This is a genomic window from Streptomyces sp. DSM 118878 (assembly GCF_052936595.1).
Window position 1 is genome coordinate 5,247,842 of sequence record NZ_CP193622.1, and the last position, 15,792, is coordinate 5,263,633.

Sequence of the window (15,792 nt, forward strand, 5' to 3'; positions counted from 1 at the left end):
CCGCTGTGGTTCCCCGTAGCGCTACTCGCTCTTGATGGCCATCAGCGGGTTGAGCTTGGCCGCGCTGCGGGCCGGCCACACGGCGGCGAGGACGCCGACCAGGGCCGCGATGGCCAGGAAGACGACGATCCGGCCGACCGGGACCTCCATCGTGTACGTGGCCACCGCGTCGGCGACGCTGTTGCCGACGGCCCAGCCCATGAAGACGCCGAGGCCGATGCCGAGCACCGCGCCGAACAGGGAGATCACGATCGACTCCAGGCGCACCATCTGCTTGACCTTCGCGCGGTCGAGGCCGATGGCCCGCAACATGCCGATCTCGTGCTTCCGCTCGAAGACCGACATGGCCAGCGTGTTGACCACGCCGAGCACCGCGATCAGGATGGCCATCGCCAGGAGGCCGTAGAGCATGTTCAGCATCATGTTGATCATGCCCCCGATCTCGTTGCTGATGGCGTCCTTGTCCTGGATCTTGATGGCGGGGTTGTCGCCGAGAGCCTTGACGATGGCGTCCTCGGCCTTGTCGGAGGGGCCGCCCGCCATCTTCACCAGGAGCTGCTCGTCGGTGATCTTCTCCAGGTGCGGGTTCACGACGGAGAGCGGTGTGAACAGTCCGTTGATCATCTCGTTGTGCTCGTAGACGCCGGCGATCCGCAGCTTCGCCGTCTTGCCGTCGTCTTCGAACTTCACCGGGACGGTGTCGCCCGTCTTCAGGTTCTGTTCGTCGGCGGTCTGCTGGTCCACGAGGGTGGAGTCACCCTTCAGACCGGCCATCGAGCCGCTGCTGAAGTCCAGGGTCGCCAGCTTTCCGAAGGCCTTCTCGTCGACGCCGGAGATCTGGTTGGACGAGCCGTCGATCTCGGCGTAGGCGAGGCGCACCGGGCTGCTCGCCACGACGTCGGGGAGCTTGGCCAGCTTCTGGCCGACCTCGGGGGCCAGCGGCTCGTAGTTGGCCATGGAGATGGTGTAGTCGGCCTTCAGGGAGTCCGCGGCCATCTTGCTGATGGCGCTGCTCATGGAGGTGGCGATCACGGTCATCGCGGTGATGAGGGTCAGGCCGATCATCAGGGCCGCCGCGGTGGAGGCCGTACGGCGCGGGTTGCGCACCGAGTTGAGGCGGGCCAGCCTGCCCGTGACGCCGAACGGCCGCAGGAGCGGGGCCGAGGCGGCGATGAAGGGCCGCGAGAGCAGCGGCGTGAGGACGATGACGCCGACGAGGATGACCGCGGCGCCGCCGGCCATCACGTAGTTGTCCTTGTTGAGGAGCAGGACCACGCCGAGGGCGACGATGATCGAACCGATGGTGTTGCGCACGACAAGGCCACGCGTGGTCGGCGCCGCGTGGACGCTGTTCATCGCGGCGATCGGCGGGATCCTCGCCGCGCGGCGGCCCGGCAGCCAGGCGGCCAGCATGGTCACGACCACGCCGATCAGCAGGGCGACGCCGATCGTGGTCGGGGCGACGACGAGCGGCCCGTCGGGCAGGGAGGCGCCCGCGGAGTTCATCAGGGACTCCAGGCCCACGGCGACGCCGATGCCGAGTGCGAAGCCCGTCACGGCGGCGACCAGGCCCACCAGGAACGCCTCGATGAGCACCGAGCGGGTCACCTGGCGGCGTGAGGCGCCGATGGCCCGCATCAGGGCCAGCTCCTTGGTGCGCTGGGCGACCAGCATGGTGAAGGTGTTGGCGATGATGAAGATGCCGACGAACAGCGCGATGCCGGCGAAGATCAGCAGGACCTGGCTCATCGAGCTGGTCTCCCGCTCGATCATGTCGGCCTGTTCGTCGGAGAGCTGCGTGCCGGTGACGGCTTCGGTGTCCTTGGGCAGGATCTTCTCGACGGAGCTCTTCAGCGCCGTCTCGGAGGTGCCCGCGGCGGCCTTCACGTCGATCTCGTCGTACTCGCTCTTGCCGAGGACCTTCCACGCGGTGTCGTTGTCGAACACCACCATGCTGCCGCCCGCGACGACGTTGCCGTCCTCGGTGTCGAAGACGCCGCTGACCTTGGCGGTCCTCACGGGTCCGTCGGTGGAGTACCGGACGGTGTCGCCGACCCCGTAGCCGGTGCGCTCGGCGGTACGGGAGTCCAGCGCGACGTCGGAGGCGGACTTCGGGGCCGCGCCGTCGGTGAAGTCGTACCTCGGGTCCTTGCCGGACTGGCCGGGGTAGTAGTTGGAGCCGGTGGTGCCCCATTCGCCGCCGACCAGCTTGCCGTCCTTGTCGGCGACGGCGGTGAAGCCGGAGACGGACCCGATGACGGAGTCGGCGCCGGGCAGGCGCTGCGTCTTCTTGAGGAAGGCGTCGGTCAGCGCCGGTGGCTTCTTGGTCCCGCCGTCTTCACCGTCGTCGTACGGGGAGGAGCCGTAGTCCTGGATGGCGACGGAGACATGGTCGAAGCTCTTCGCCGACTTGTTCTTGTAGGCGTTGCCGAAGGTATCGGTGAAGACCAGGGTGCCGGAGACGAAGGCGACGCCGAGCATGACGGCGAGCACTGTCATCAACAACCGGGCCTTGTGCGCGAGCACATTGCGCAGGGCGGTACGGAACATGGGAGTCAGTCCTGGTGAGGGGGGGCGGGGCGAGGCGGAGGGCGCTCCGAGGGGCGCGGGGAACTGCGCTGCTAGCTCGTCCGCCCCTTGGCGTCGAAGTGCTTCATCCGGTCGAGCACGCCATCGGCGGTCGGCCGGAGCATCTCGTCGACGATCCGCCCGTCCGCGAGGAAGATCACGCGGTCCGCGTACGACGCGGCGACCGGGTCGTGCGTGACCATGACGACGGTCTGCCCGAGGTCCCGCACGGAGTTGCGGAGGAAGCCGAGGACTTCGGCGCCCGAGCGGGAGTCGAGGTTTCCGGTCGGCTCGTCACCGAAGATGATCTCCGGCTGGGAGGCGAGCGCCCGCGCCACGGCGACCCGCTGCTGCTGGCCGCCGGAGAGCTCCGTGGGCCGGTGGCTGAGCCGCCCGGAGAGCCCGACCATCTCGATGACCTGCTCCAGCCACCGCTTGTCGGGCTTGCGCCCGGCGATGTCCATGGGGAGCGTGATGTTCTCCAGGGCCGTCAGGGTGGGCAGCAGGTTGAAGGCCTGGAAGATGAAGCCGATCTTGTCTCGGCGGAGCTTCGTGAGCTGCTTGTCCTTGAGCGTGGAGAGCTCGGTCTCGCCGAGCCGCACGGAGCCGGAGCTGAAGCTGTCGAGGCCTGCGACGCAGTGCATCAGGGTGGACTTGCCGGAGCCCGAGGGGCCCATGATCGCGGTGAACTCGCCCTGGCCGAAGTCGACGGAGACGTGGTCCAGGGCGACCACCTGGGTCTCACCCTGTCCGTACACCTTGGAGAGATCCGTGGCGCGCGCGGCCACGGCGGTGGCGCGGGCGGCGAAGGGGGTGGTGGTCACGGGACGGTGCTCCTGTCGGGACGACGAGTGGGGACGTACTCCATCGTCCTGTCCGATCAGTGTCCTGTAGTCAGCCGCTGTTCCGGTTCTGGAGGCCCTCTTCAGTCGGACTTGAGAGCGGCGTGTCATACCTGGGGATGAGGGATGTCCCCGAGTTTGTGGGCAGTGGGGGGAACGGAAGGAGGGTGAAATTCCGTCATTCCGTGCAGAGGCCCATGAGACCGGCGGAGAGCGGGGAAAGGCCTCCGGCATGTACCGATGGGTCGTACCAGTGGCTGATGCACCCTCAGACGTCAATAAAATAAGACAACATCGGGATCTCCTTCCGCTGTTCGGGGGACGCCTCCCGATAAGGTCGAATCCTTGATGCGGGGCCCACGGCCTGCCCGGATGGTGGAATGCAGACACGGCGAGCTTAAACCTCGCTGCCCCTCGGGGGCGTGCCGGTTCGAGTCCGGCTCCGGGCACCTCCGCCTGTGCCCCGTGTGCCTGATGGCACGTCAATACGGGCCTCTCTCAACGGTGTTGGCCGCCACGTCACCGGGCAGTCACCTGTTCGCCCTCGCCTGTTCGCCTTCCTCTGTTCGCCTTCGTCTGTTCGGACTGGCGGGATTCAGGGCAGCCGCACCGCCTGGAAGCGGGCGGCGGTGTGCAGGTCGGCCTCGATCGCCGCCGCCGTCCCGCGCAGCGCGGGCAGCAGGGCGTCCCGGGTGTCGGCCAGGGGCGCCGTGCCCGCGTGCCGGGCGACGTTCAGGGCGGCGACGACCCGGCCCGCCGCGTCCCTGACGGGTACGGCCACCGAGCGCAGCCCCTCCTCCAGCTCCTGGTCGGCCGTGGCCCAGCCGTCGGCGGCGACGCGCTCCAGGACGCGTGCGAGCTCGCCCGTGTCCGTCACGGTCAGCGGGGTCAGGGCGCGCGGCGGCGCCTCGCGCAGCAGCCGTTCGCGCTCCGGCGCGGGCAGCCCGGCGAGCAGGACGCGGCCCATGGCCGTGGCGTACGCGGGAAAACGCGTGCCGAGGGTGATGCGGACGCTCATGACGCGGACCGTGGCGGCGCGCGCCACGTAGAGGATGTCCGTGCCGTCGAGGACGGTGACCGACGCCGACTGGTGGACCCGCTCGGTCAGCTCCCGCACGTGCGGCTCGGCGATGTCGGCGAAGGTGAGCCGGGAGAGCGCGGCGTGCCCGAGCTCCAGGATGCGGGGGAGCGGGCGGTACAGGCGCCCGTCGTGGGCCGCGTACCCCGCAAGCTCCAGTGTGCGCAGGCAGCGCCGCGCGGTGGCCCGCGTGAGGCCGGTGGCCGCGGCGAGCGCGGTCAGCGGCAGCCCGTCGCCGCGCGCCCCGCCGAGCGCCCGCAGGACGGCCAGGCCCCGCGCCAGTGACTGGAGGAACTCCGGGCCGAGCTCCGCCTTGGCCGCCGCCGGGTCGGTGGCGTGTACGGGCGCCGACGCGGCGGCGGGCGGCTCCGGGTCCGCCGCTGCGAGGACCTCAAGGCGCCCGGCCTCCGCGCGCAGCCGCGGCAGCACCGCCGCCGCGAGGCCCCGCGCGGTGTGCCTGCTGGTGTGGCTCACCGCGGAGAGGGCGTAGCGCGCCCTGCCCGCCCGGTCGCGCACGGGGACCGCCACCGCGATCAGGCCCGGCTCGATCAACTGGTCGTCCAGGGCCCAGCCGGTCTCCCGTGAGCGGGCCACCCGGGCGGCCAGGTCCGGGATGTCCGCGGGCCCGGGGCCCGGCGGCAGCGCGGGGAACGCGGACTCGGCGGGGCCCGCCGCCACCCGGGCCCGCCACGCGGCCCACCGCTCCTCGTCCCAGGCGTCCGCGAAGAGCGCGCCGGGCGCGCAGCGCTCCGGCGGCAGCAGGTCCCCGATGCGGAAGGCCACCGACATCGCGCGGCGCCGCGCCGCCTGCGTGACGAAGCGGACGCCGTCGCCGTCGGGCACCGCGAGCGACACGGACTCGTCCAGCTCGTCGGCGAGCCGGACCGTCCGCTCGGCCACCTCGCCGGTCAGGCCGCTGGCCGCGAGGTAGGCGTTGCCGAGCTCCATCAGGCGCGGGGTGAGGTGCAGCTCCTGCCCGTCCACGCGGACGTAACCGAGCCTGACCAGGGTCGCCACCACCCGGTCGACCGTGGAGCGGGCCAGGCCCGTGGCCCGTACGAGGTCGCCCGCGCGCACGTGGCCGGGGTCCGCCGCGGCCAGGGCGCGCAGGACGGCCAGGCCGCGCTCCAGGGGGCGTACGGACTCGCCCGCGGGCTCTTCGGGCATGCGGGGCGCCTTCCTCGTACGTCGGAGAAACGGGTGCCGCACAACCGTTGACAGCGCGCAGGCGCGGTCGGAGACTCCCGTCAGCACATTATGAACGAAAGTTCACCAGGCGAACAAGTGCGAGGGGGAATCCGTCGATGCGCACGACCGTCGGAATCATCGGCGCGGGACCGGCCGGGCTGCTGCTCGCCCGGCTCCTCGACAACGCCGGCGTCGAGAACGTCGTCCTGGAGAGCCGCGACCGCGCCTACGTGGAACGGCGCCAGCGCGCCGGAATCCTGGAGCACGGCACCGCCGAGGTCCTGCGCGCGGCGGGCGCGGGCGAGCGCATGGACCGCGAGGGCCTCCCGCACGACGGCATCGAGCTGCGCTTCGACCGCCGCAGGCACCGCGTCGACTTCCCCGCCCTCACCGGCGGCAGGAACGTCACCGTCTACGCCCAGACCGAGGTCTGCAAGGACCTCATCGCCCTGCGCCTCGCCGGCGGCGGACCCCTGCTCTTCGAGGCCGAGGCGCTCGCGGTCGAGGGCGCGGACACCGCGGCCCCGCGGGTCCGCTTCCGCCACCAGGGGCGGGAGTCCGTCCTGGAGTGCGACTACGTGGTGGGCTGCGACGGCTTCTGGGGCGTGGCCCGCAAGGCGGTGCCCGAAGCGCTCTCCCGGGTCTTCGAGCGGACGTACCCCTTCGCCTGGCTCGGCATCCTCGCCGATGTGCCGCCCTCCCACGACGAGCTGGTCTACGCCCGCCACGACCGCGGCTTCGCCCTGCTCTCCATGAGGACGCCGACCGTCACGCGCGCGTACCTCCAGGTCCCGGACGGCACCGACGCCGCCGACTGGACCGCGGCGGAGATCTGGGACGAGCTGGACCGCCGCCTGGAGACCGACGACCCGGCCTGGACGCTGGAGCGCGGGCCCATCACCTCCACGTCCGTCACGCCCATGCGCAGCTACGTCCACGAGCCGATGCGCCACGGGCGTCTCTTCCTCGCCGGGGACGCCGCGCACATCGTTCCGCCGACCGGCGCCAAGGGCCTCAACCTCGCCGTCGGCGACGTCGTCACCTTCGCCCGCGCGCTGGCACTGCTGCGCGAGAAGGGCGACGCGAGCCTCCTCGACGCGTACTCGAAGACCTGCCTGCGCCGCGTCTGGCAGGCCGAGCGCTTCTCGTACGCGATGACGACGCTGCTCCACCGCGCGCCCGGCGCCACGCCCTTCGACGACCGCGTCCAGCTCGCCGGTCTTGACCGCATCACCACCGCGCGCTCGGCCGAGACCGACCTCGCCGAGAGCTACACGGGCTTCCCCCTCGACTGAGCCCGCCGTCCCCACCAGGTCCCACAAAGAAGTGAGAACCCCGTGACCGCTCCCCAAGGCGTCGCGCCCCCGCGCACCTTCAGATCCGTCGCCCCCGTCATAGCGCTGTGCTGGCTCGTCGTCTTCTTCGACGGCATGGACGTCAACATCTACGGCGCCGTCATGCCCCACCTCCTCGACGACGAGGGCTTCGGCTTCACCGCGGCGACCGCGGGGACCATCGGCTCCTGGACCACCTTCGGCATGCTGATCGGGGCGCTCGGCTGCGGCACCCTCACCGACTGGGCCGGGCGCAAACCGATGGTCATCGGCAGCGTCGTCCTCTTCTCGCTGGGCTCCGCCCTCTGCGCGCTCGCGCCGAACGCCGCCTTCTTCGGCGCGGGCCGCTTCGTCTCCGGGCTCGGCCTCGGCGGGCTCATGCCGATCGGTCTCGCGCTCGTCGCCGAGTTCGCGCCGCCGCGCAGGGCCGCGCTCGCCACCGGCCTGATGATGACCTCGTACCACGCGGGCGGCATGGCGGCCACGGGCCTCGGTCTCGCGCTCGGGCCCGACCACGGCTGGCGTGTCGTCTTCTGGGCCGGTGTGATCCCCGCCGTCGTCGCCGTGCCGCTGGTCGTCAGGTGGCTGCCCGAGTCGCCCGGCGTGCTGCTCGCCAAGGGCCGCGCGCGGGAGGCGGAGGCGGTCGCCGCCCGCTACCTCCTGCCGGTCCCGACCCTCGCCGAAGCCCCCGGGGCCGGGGCCAAGGGGCGGTTCTCGGCGGTCGCCTCGCTCTTCGCGCCGGGGCGGCGGCTCGCCACCCCGCTGCTCTGGGTCGCCTCCTTCGCCGGGCTCCTCCTGGTCTACGGCGTCTCCACCTGGCTGCCCGAGCTGATGCGGGCCTCGGGCTACTCGCTCTCCTCCTCCGTGACCTTCCTCATGGTGATCAACGCGGGCGGCATCGTCGGCATGCTCGTCGCCGGGCGGACCGCGGACCGCTTCGGGGCCGTCAGGGTCTCCGCCGTCTGGTTCGTGCTCACGGCGGGCGGGGCCTTCCTGCTCAGGGCCGAGCTGCCGCTCGGCGTCGCCTACGCCGTCGTCTTCGTCACCGGCATCTGGCTCTTCTCCGCCCAGGTCATGGTGTACGCGGCCACGCCCACGGTGTACGGGCCCGCGGAGCGCGCCACGGGCCTCGGCTGGGTCACCGGCATCGGGCGCACCGGCGCGGTCGTGGGCCCCTGGCTGGGCGGCGCGGTCGTGGCGGGCGGCAACGCCTCGCTGGGCTTCACGACCTTCGCCGTGGCCGCCGTGCTCGGGGCCGTGGCCATCTCGCTGGTGCCACTCGTACGGGGTAACGGTTCCGATCCGGGAACAGTACGGGCACTCCCGCGCGTTCTCGGTCACAGAGAGGGAAAGATCCTCCCCAAGCACTAGGGTCATCCCTTTGCCTACGCATTACTCTTGAGGGCAAAGCCACACACGGTGGCCATGGAGGAGTGAAATGAGGAGCAGTAACCCGGTCTTCTCGCGACGGGGGTTCAGCCGCGACAACGGCCACGCCGGCTTCGGCGCGCAGCCGCAGGCCGGGGGACCCGCAGCAGCGACCCAGACCGCCCAGCAGGGCAACCCGTACGCGCAGGGCAATCCGTACGCCGGCCAGCAGGCCCCCGCGGGCAACCCCTACGCCACGAACCCGTACGCCCAGCAGGACGTCCAGCACGGTGCCCCCGCGCCGATGACGTCCGCCGGCCGCATGACGATGGACGACGTCGTCATGCGCACGGCGACCACGCTCGGCACGCTCGTCGTCACGGCCGCGATCGCCTGGGCGCTGCTGCCGGTGGACGACGCCAACATCAGCAAGTCGTACGGCATCGCCATCGGCGCCGGTCTGATCGCGATGGTCCTCGGCCTCGTGCAGGCCTTCAAGCGCAAGGCCTCGCCCGCGCTGATCCTTACCTACGCCGCGCTGGAAGGCGTCTTCCTCGGCGTCCTCTCCAGCGTCGTCGACAACCGCATCGCGAGCGGCGCGGCCATGCAGGCCGTCCTCGGCACGATGGCCGTCTTCATCGGCGTCCTCGTGGCGTACAAGGCGGGCTGGATCCGCGTCAACCGTCGCTTCTACGGCTTCGTGATGGCCGCGGCGATGGGCTTCCTGCTGCTGACCGCGGTGAACCTGCTGTTCATGGTCTTCGGCGGCGGTGACGGCCTCGGCTTCCGCAGCGGTGGCCTCGGCATCGTCTTCGGTATCGTCGGCATCCTGCTCGGCGCCTGCTTCCTGGCCCTCGACTTCAAGCAGGTCGAGGACGGCATCGCCTACGGCGCGCCGAAGGAAGAGGCCTGGCTGGCGGCGTTCGGCCTGACGATGACGCTGGTCTGGATCTACATGGAGTTCCTGCGCCTCATCGCGATCTTCTCGGGCAACGACTGACGGTGATCGCCGGATGACCGGCAGCCGAAGGGCCCGCGGACCGCTTTGGTCCGCGGGCCCTTCGTCGTCTGGGTGAGGGAGGGTCGGTTCAGAGCAGGTTGCGGGCGGCCCGCCGCAGGTCGTACTCGTGGATGATCGCCTTCGCATGGCCGTATGCGAGGTTGTGCTCGGCGCGGAGCCAGCTCACCTTCTCCTCGAAGCGGCAGAGAGAAGGGCCTTCGTCCACGGCGCGGAGCCAGTCGGACACTTCTCGACCGGTGCAGTGGGGGATTCGGGCGATCAGGTTGCGGTGGGTCTCCTCGGAGAAGACTTGTGACATCGGCGCCTCCGGACGCGTCGCGATGTGTTCCGTCCTTCACGACACCGTGCCTGAGCGCCGGTGCGTTGGCAACAGTCCCGCAGCGGCGCATAAGGTCGCGGGGTGCTCGATACGACGCCTTTGACGGCCGCAGTGGACCATTTCGCCGACCGGCTGCGGGCCGCGCCGCAGAGCCGCCTCCAGCGCGGGGCGGCGACCGAAGCGCTCGCCCTGGCCAGGGAGTTGGCGGTGCGCACGCAGGCCATCGAGGAACCGGGGGAGCCACTGCGGGAGATGCCGGACGCGGGGATGTTCGCCGCCGCCGACCAGATCACCGTCGCGGGGCACGACCTGGCCCTCGTACTCGACGACCCCGAGGAGCTGGCGCGGGCGCTCGAACTCGTGGCGCTGGCACAGAAGAAGGCCGGGGTGTAGGGAGACCGTCCCCGCGCCCCGGCCCTCCCGGTGTTCGTCAGACCGAGGCGATGACGCGGTCCGCGAGGATGTAGACGTTCTCGGTGCCGCACTCGAAGGTCAGGGCGTACGCGCCCGAGATGCCCGAACCGCCGAGCAGCACCGGGGTCTGGCCCTCGCGCAGGGCGTGGGCGAGCAGTTCCGCGGTCTCGCGGTGGCCCGGGGTCATGCAGAGCGTCGTGCCGTCCGCGAAGACGTACACGTCCAGGGTGCCCAGCGGACCGGGACGGACGTCGGCCAGGGCGGTACGGGAGTCGGCCAGCTCCTCCAGGCAGGCCACCGTGCGCTCGTGGTCGCCGTAGCCCTCGGTGTGGGGCGTCTGCACCGGCACGAAGTCGGGGTGCGAGGGGTGGCGGCGCCGGGCCGCGGCCAGCTCGGGCGACTCCCCGGCGAACTCGTCGCCCGCCGATTCGGCGAAGGGCTCGGTCACCGGCTCCAGGCTGTCCGCCTCCAGGCCCGCGAAGTCCGTCTGGCGGGGCAGGAACAGCTCGTCGGCGATGCCGTCGGGCAGACCGGGCAGACCGTGCAGCAGGGACGGCGTGTCCGTGCCGTCGCGGGTCTCCTGGGCGGCCCAGAAGGCGCGGGCCTCGGCGAGCTCGCGCTCCCGCTCCTCGGCGAGCGCCTCGGCCACGGCCGCGCGTATCTCGTCGGTGTCCACGGCGGTACGGGCGGCCGGCACCGCGGGGTGCGGGACGCTCGCGGCACGGCTCTCGGCCAGCTCGGTCTGGAGGGTTCTGATTTCAGCGAGCTGCTTCCGGAGCCCGTACACGGCGTGCAGGGCGGCGGCGCCCACGGCCGTGGCAGCGGCCGCGGAGAGCAGCAGGGCAAGAGGCATGGCGCTCACTGACGTACTCCCGGTTTCAAGTCGACCCCCGACTTCCTACATCAGCTTGAAGCCTGCACGATCCACCTGTCAGTGCATTACGTCACGAAGTGGACAGGACTTTGGCCCCGGTGTTTACCCGCAGATGGGCGCTGAGCTGGGTATATGTGTCTCCCCCAGGAGATAGGTCACATCCTGGGGGAGATTGGGTCACGAACAGATGCAGAAAACCACGCAGAGACTGAGCGTCAGTCGAGCGCACTCTGCGTCAACGAAAACGTGCGTTTTCAGCTGAGGCGTTCGATGACCATCGCCATGCCCTGGCCGCCACCGACGCACATCGTCTCCAGGCCGAACTGCTTGTCGTGGAACTGGAGGGAGTTGATGAGCGTGCCGGTGATGCGGGCGCCCGTCATGCCGAAGGGGTGGCCGACGGCGATGGCGCCGCCGTTGACGTTCAGCTTGTCGAGGGGGATGTCCAGGTCGCGGTAGCTGGGGATCACCTGGGCGGCGAAGGCCTCGTTGATCTCGACCAGGTCGATGTCGTCGATGGTGAGACCGGCGCGCCGGAGGGCCTGCTTGCTGGCCTCGACCGGGCCGAGGCCCATGATCTCGGGGGAGAGGCCGGTGACGCCGGTGGAGACGATGCGGGCGAGCGGGGTCAGGCCGAGCTCGCGGGCCTTGGTGTCGCTCATGATCACGAGGGCGGCGGCGCCGTCGTTCAGCGGACAGCAGTTGCCCGCGGTGACCAGGCCGTCGGGGCGGAAGACGGGCTTCAGGCCCTGTACGCCCTCCATGGTGACGCCCGCGCGGGGGCCGTCGTCCTTGCTGACGACCGTGCCGTCGGGGGTGGTCACCGGGGTGATCTCGCGCTCCCAGAAGCCGTTCTTGATGGCTTCCTCGGCGAGGTTCTGCGAGCGGACGCCGAACTCGTCCATGTCCTGGCGGGTGACGCCCTTGCTGCGGGCGAGGTTCTCCGCGGTCTGGCCCATCGCGATGTAGGCGTCCGGTACCAGGCCGTCCTCGCGCGGGTCGTGCCAGCCGGAGCCCTCGGTCTGGGCGACGGCCGCGGTGCGGGCCTCGGCGTCGGCGAAGAGGGGGTTGTGGGTGTCGGGGAGGCCGTCGCTGGTGCCCTTCACGCTCCGGGACACCATCTCGACGCCGGCGGAGATGAAGACGTCGCCCTCGCCCGCCTTGATGGCGTGCAGGGCCATACGGGAGGTCTGGAGCGAGGAGGAGCAGTACCGGGTGACGGTGCAGCCCGGCAGGTGGTCCATGCCCATCTGCACGGCGACGATGCGGCCGAGGTTGTGCCCCTGCTCGCCGCCCGGCAGGCCGCAGCCGAGCATCAGGTCGTCGATGTCCTTCGGGTCGAGCTCCGGGACCTTGGCGAGGGCGGCCTCGATGATCGTGGCGGTCAGGTCGTCCGGGCGCAGGTCCTTCAGCGAGCCCTTGAAGGCGCGGCCGATCGGGGTACGGGTGGCAGAGACGATCACGGCTTCGGGCATCTCGGGCTCTCCTCTGGCGGGGGCGCCCCTTGCGGTGGGGCTGCGGCTGCGGCTTGGGCTTCGGCGGGACTCCCTGGGAAGTTACCTGCACGTAGTGGTGACCGTCACGGGGGCGGGGCTGTGATGCGGGACGCATTTCTAAGCGAGCGCTCAGGCCGCTGGGCCTTGACCGGTTTCCCGTGGCGGGGCTGGTTGCCGCTGCGCGGCGGCTTCCCGGTTTCGTGTGTCCCCGCGGGCCGCCGTGGGCCGGTCGCGCAGTTCCCCGCGCCCCTGCACTCGGGGCTGCGCCCCGGCGTGCCCCCGCCGGTGCCGCGGGGGTCTTCAGGGGCGCGGGGAACTGCGCGATCAGCCACCATCGGCCCGCGGGGACAGGACCCGGAAGAGATCTAGTGCGCCGCAGGCGAGGGCTCCGGGGTCTGGATGCGCCGGCGGCGACGGCGCTTGAGGAGGGCCCACGGCCCCCGGGGGCCGGTGGGCATGGCGGCCGTGACCTCCGTGCCCCCCTCGGCCGCCGCCTGGGCCGCCGCACGGGCCACCGGCAGGAAGCCCTCGTCCCGCGAGACATCGGGGTGCTCCTCCTCCGGCCACACCCCGAGCGCGGCGCACAGCGTGGGAAGCACCGCCATGGCGGCGGTGGCATACCCCTCGGCCGAGGGGTGGTAATTGTCGGGACCGAACAGTTCCCGGGGGTTCGCCGCGAACTCGGGGCCGAGCAGGTCGCCGAGGGAGACCGTCCGGCCGCCCTGCTCGACCACGCCGATCGTCTGCGCCGCGGCCAACTGCCGCGAGACCCGCCGGGCCAGCCACCGTAGCGGCTGGTAGACGTTCTCGACGGAGCTGAGGTCGGGGCACGTACCCACGACGACCTCCGCCCCCGCGGTCCGCAGCCGCCGTACGGCCGCGGACAGGCACCGCACCGAGCGGGTCGCCGGCATCCGGTGCGTCACGTCATTGGCGCCGATCATGATCACGCAGACGTCCGGAACCCAGGACGGGTCCGAGAGGATCAGCGTCACCTGCCGGTCCAGGTCGTCCGACTGGGCGCCCGGCAGCGCCACGTTCCGCAGGTCGACGGGCCGCTCCGCGACCGCCGCGAGCCCGGAGGCGAGCAGCGCCGCCGGGGTCTGCCTGGCCCGGTGCACGCCCTGCCCGGCGGCCGTGGAGTCACCGAGCATGGCGAACCGCAACGGCTCCCAGCTGGGCGGACGCTCCGGATCGTCCGGGAACGCCCGACCGTAGCGGCCGTCCGCCCGCGGTGGGTCCGCGTGGGCCCCGCCGCCCACGTACCGCTTCGCGAGCTGTAGCTCGGCGAGCACCACACCCACCGCGGCGGCACCGATGAGCCCGATGCCTCCGCCGCCGTACGCCGCGCCCGCTGCGATCCGTCGTGCCACCCTCGCCCTCGACATGCCTCGCAGCCACCTCCTCGTCGCCGATTCGCCGTACATCCACTCATTGCCCCGTAAGCACGGTCGGCCAATCGCGTGCGGAGGTGAACGGATGAGGCGGAGCCTTAGGCTGACCGCACCAACTCGTCGCACTACATCGCAGCCCGGAGACAACGGTGCAATTCCACGATTCGATGATCAGCCTCGTCGGCAACACCCCGCTGGTGAGGCTCAACAACGTGACCGCGGGCATCCAGGCGACCGTCCTGGCCAAGGTCGAGTACTTCAACCCCGGCGGTTCCGTGAAGGACCGCATCGCGCTGCGCATGATCGAGGCGGCCGAGCAGAGCGGAGAGCTGAAGCCCGGCGGCACCATCGTCGAGCCGACGTCCGGCAACACCGGGGTGGGCCTCGCCATCGTGGCCCAGCAGAAGGGCTACAAGTGCATCTTCGTCTGCCCCGACAAGGTGTCGCTCGACAAGATCAACGTGCTGCGGGCGTACGGGGCCGACGTCGTCGTCTGCCCCACCGCCGTTGATCCCGAGCACCCGGACTCGTACTACAACGTCTCCGACCGCCTCGTGCGCGAGACGCCCGGCGCCTGGAAGCCCGACCAGTACAGCAACCCGAACAACCCGCTCTCCCACTACCACTCCACGGGCCCCGAGCTCTGGGAGCAGACGGAGGGCAGGATCACCCACTTCGTGACGGGCATCGGCACCGGCGGCACCATCTCCGGCACGGGCGGCTATCTGAAGGAGGTCTCCAAGGGCGCGGTCACCGTCGTGGGCGCCGACCCCGAGGGGTCCGTGTACTCCGGCGGCTCCGGGCGGCCCTACCTCGTCGAGGGCGTCGGCGAGGACTTCTGGCCGACGGCGTACGACCGTACCGTCACCGACGAGATCATCGCGGTGTCCGACAAGGACTCCTTCCAGATGACGCGGCGCCTGGCCAAGGAGGAGGGGCTCCTCGTCGGCGGCTCCTGCGGCATGGCCGTCGTGGCGGCGCTGCGGGTCGCCGAGCGGCTGGGCCCGGACGACGTCGTGGTCGTGCTCCTGCCCGACTCCGGGCGCGGCTACATGAGCAAGATCTTCAGCGACGAGTGGATGAACGACTACGGGTTCCTGGAGCAGCCCGGCGACGCGCCCCGCGTCGGCGACGTGCTGAGCCGCAAGGAGGGCGGGGCGCTGCCCTCGCTGGTGCACATGCACCCCGAGGAGACGGTCGGCGAGGCCATCGACGTACTGCGGGAGTACGGGGTCTCGCAGATGCCGATCGTGAAGCCGGGCGCGGGTCACCCCGACGTGATGGCCGCGGAGGTCATCGGCTCGGTCGTGGAGCGGGAGCTCCTCGACGCCCTGTTCGCGCGGCGCGCCTCGCTCTCCGACCCGCTGGAGAAGCACATGTCGGACCCGCTGCCGCAGGTCGGCTCCGGTGAGCCGGTGGCCGACCTCATGTCGGTGCTCGGCGGCGCGGACGCGGCGATCGTCCTGGTAGAGGGCAAGCCGACCGGCGTCGTCAGCCGCCAGGACCTCCTCGCGTTCCTCGCCGAGCAGCAGGGCCAGTAAGAGCCTGTGTCATAACCCCGGCCGGGCGTGCGACGCCTGGCACGCCCGCTCGCGGCGTTGCCGAAAAGCCCACGTGGCTCCGCCACGAGGACTCTCCGGCGCCTTGCGATCGCACGCACCAGACGCCGCACGCTGATCCGACCGGGGCGATGACACAGGCTCTAAGGACTTCGCGGAAGCGGTACGCGCACGTCATGTGCGCGCAGCACCCGCTTAACACTGCTCCGGCACATTGGTGGAGGTCGGCGTCAGGAACTCCGGAGCGGCTCCCGGACTCCATCGGCGCCGGGGCGTGGCCTGGCCTGACCCGGCACGCGCCCCTCGCGGGGGCCGCCGTCGTCCCGATCCCCGGGGT

Annotated in this window: 12 protein-coding genes and 1 tRNA gene; 6 read left to right on the top strand and 7 right to left on the bottom strand. The window is 71.3% G+C overall.

Going from position 1 to position 15,792, the window contains the following annotated elements; genetic code table 11:
- Positions 1–21: 21 nt before the first annotated feature.
- Together ACRAKF_RS23445 and ACRAKF_RS23450 are read right to left on the bottom strand one after the other, a co-directional pair.
- On the bottom strand, positions 22–2,550 hold the full coding sequence (locus ACRAKF_RS23445) for an ABC transporter permease (RefSeq protein ID WP_447039318.1): 2,529 nt from the start codon (positions 2,548–2,550) through the stop codon (positions 22–24).
- A gap of 71 nt (positions 2,551–2,621) precedes the next feature.
- Complete coding sequence (locus tag ACRAKF_RS23450) at positions 2,622–3,392, bottom strand: ABC transporter ATP-binding protein (protein WP_447039319.1); 771 nt, start codon at positions 3,390–3,392, stop codon at positions 2,622–2,624.
- A gap of 384 nt (positions 3,393–3,776) precedes the next feature.
- Between ACRAKF_RS23450 and ACRAKF_RS23455 the strand changes: the two genes are divergently transcribed.
- Positions 3,777–3,859, top strand: a tRNA-Leu gene (locus ACRAKF_RS23455).
- 146 nt (positions 3,860–4,005) lie between these two features.
- Here ACRAKF_RS23455 and ACRAKF_RS23460 read toward each other — a convergent pair.
- Positions 4,006–5,655 carry an IclR family transcriptional regulator domain-containing protein gene (locus ACRAKF_RS23460; RefSeq protein ID WP_447039321.1) on the bottom strand — a complete coding sequence of 550 codons (1,650 nt, stop codon included), beginning with the start codon at positions 5,653–5,655 and terminating at the stop codon, positions 4,006–4,008.
- 137 nt (positions 5,656–5,792) lie between these two features.
- Here ACRAKF_RS23460 and ACRAKF_RS23465 point away from each other — a divergent pair, with 137 nt between their 5' ends.
- The 3 genes from ACRAKF_RS23465 (at position 5,793) to ACRAKF_RS23475 (ending at position 9,378) form a co-directional block, all read left to right on the top strand.
- A complete protein-coding gene (locus tag ACRAKF_RS23465) occupies positions 5,793–6,971 on the top strand; it encodes a 4-hydroxybenzoate 3-monooxygenase (protein ID WP_447039322.1) in 1,179 nt (392 codons plus the stop codon).
- A 42-nt stretch (positions 6,972–7,013) separates the two neighbouring features.
- Positions 7,014–8,381 carry an MFS transporter gene (locus ACRAKF_RS23470; RefSeq protein WP_447039323.1) on the top strand — a complete coding sequence of 456 codons (1,368 nt, stop codon included), beginning with the start codon at positions 7,014–7,016 and terminating at the stop codon, positions 8,379–8,381.
- 67 nt (positions 8,382–8,448) lie between these two features.
- Complete coding sequence (locus ACRAKF_RS23475; protein ID WP_447039324.1) at positions 8,449–9,378, top strand: Bax inhibitor-1/YccA family protein; 930 nt, start codon at positions 8,449–8,451, stop codon at positions 9,376–9,378.
- An 88-nt stretch (positions 9,379–9,466) separates the two neighbouring features.
- Here the strand turns inward: ACRAKF_RS23475 and ACRAKF_RS23480 are convergent, their stop codons facing one another.
- Positions 9,467–9,697, bottom strand: coding sequence for a DUF4287 domain-containing protein (locus tag ACRAKF_RS23480; protein ID WP_447039325.1), 231 nt, complete (start codon positions 9,695–9,697; stop codon positions 9,467–9,469).
- 102 nt (positions 9,698–9,799) lie between these two features.
- On the opposite strand from ACRAKF_RS23480, the gene ACRAKF_RS23485 reads away from it, so the two are divergent.
- A complete protein-coding gene (locus ACRAKF_RS23485; protein WP_447039326.1) occupies positions 9,800–10,111 on the top strand; it encodes a hypothetical protein in 312 nt (103 codons plus the stop codon).
- A gap of 37 nt (positions 10,112–10,148) precedes the next feature.
- On the opposite strand, the gene ACRAKF_RS23490 is transcribed toward ACRAKF_RS23485, so the two are convergent.
- The 3 genes from ACRAKF_RS23490 to ACRAKF_RS23500 form a co-directional block, all read right to left on the bottom strand.
- Entirely contained in the window at positions 10,149–10,985 is an 837-nt protein-coding gene (locus ACRAKF_RS23490; RefSeq protein ID WP_447042132.1) for a hypothetical protein, read from the bottom strand.
- A 275-nt stretch (positions 10,986–11,260) separates the two neighbouring features.
- Positions 11,261–12,481 (bottom strand): acetyl-CoA C-acetyltransferase, encoded by a 1,221-nt coding sequence (locus ACRAKF_RS23495; protein WP_447039328.1) that lies wholly within the window; start codon positions 12,479–12,481, stop codon positions 11,261–11,263.
- A gap of 386 nt (positions 12,482–12,867) precedes the next feature.
- A complete protein-coding gene (locus tag ACRAKF_RS23500; RefSeq protein ID WP_447039330.1) occupies positions 12,868–13,890 on the bottom strand; it encodes an SGNH/GDSL hydrolase family protein in 1,023 nt (340 codons plus the stop codon).
- A gap of 155 nt (positions 13,891–14,045) precedes the next feature.
- Between ACRAKF_RS23500 and ACRAKF_RS23505 the strand changes: the two genes are divergently transcribed.
- Positions 14,046–15,437: a cystathionine beta-synthase gene (locus tag ACRAKF_RS23505; RefSeq protein ID WP_447039331.1), complete on the top strand. Its 1,392-nt coding sequence runs from the start codon at positions 14,046–14,048 to the stop codon at positions 15,435–15,437.
- Positions 15,438–15,792 lie beyond the last annotated feature (355 nt).

Bases quoted from the DNA above. Each gene is read 5' to 3' on its own strand.
- ACRAKF_RS23445 (WP_447039318.1), bottom strand. From the start codon at position 2,550: ATGTTCCGTACCGCCCTGCGCAATGTGCTCGCGCACAAGGCCCGGTTG.
- ACRAKF_RS23460 (WP_447039321.1), bottom strand. From the start codon at position 5,655: ATGCCCGAAGAGCCCGCGGGCGAGTCCGTACGCCCCCTGGAGCGCGGC.
- ACRAKF_RS23465 (WP_447039322.1), top strand. From the start codon at position 5,793: ATGCGCACGACCGTCGGAATCATCGGCGCGGGACCGGCCGGGCTGCTG.
- ACRAKF_RS23475 (WP_447039324.1), top strand. From the start codon at position 8,449: ATGAGGAGCAGTAACCCGGTCTTCTCGCGACGGGGGTTCAGCCGCGAC.
- ACRAKF_RS23480 (WP_447039325.1), bottom strand. From the start codon at position 9,697: ATGTCACAAGTCTTCTCCGAGGAGACCCACCGCAACCTGATCGCCCGA.
- ACRAKF_RS23490 (WP_447042132.1), bottom strand. From the start codon at position 10,985: ATGCCTCTTGCCCTGCTGCTCTCCGCGGCCGCTGCCACGGCCGTGGGC.
- ACRAKF_RS23495 (WP_447039328.1), bottom strand. From the start codon at position 12,481: ATGCCCGAAGCCGTGATCGTCTCTGCCACCCGTACCCCGATCGGCCGC.
- ACRAKF_RS23500 (WP_447039330.1), bottom strand. From the start codon at position 13,890: ATGTCGAGGGCGAGGGTGGCACGACGGATCGCAGCGGGCGCGGCGTAC.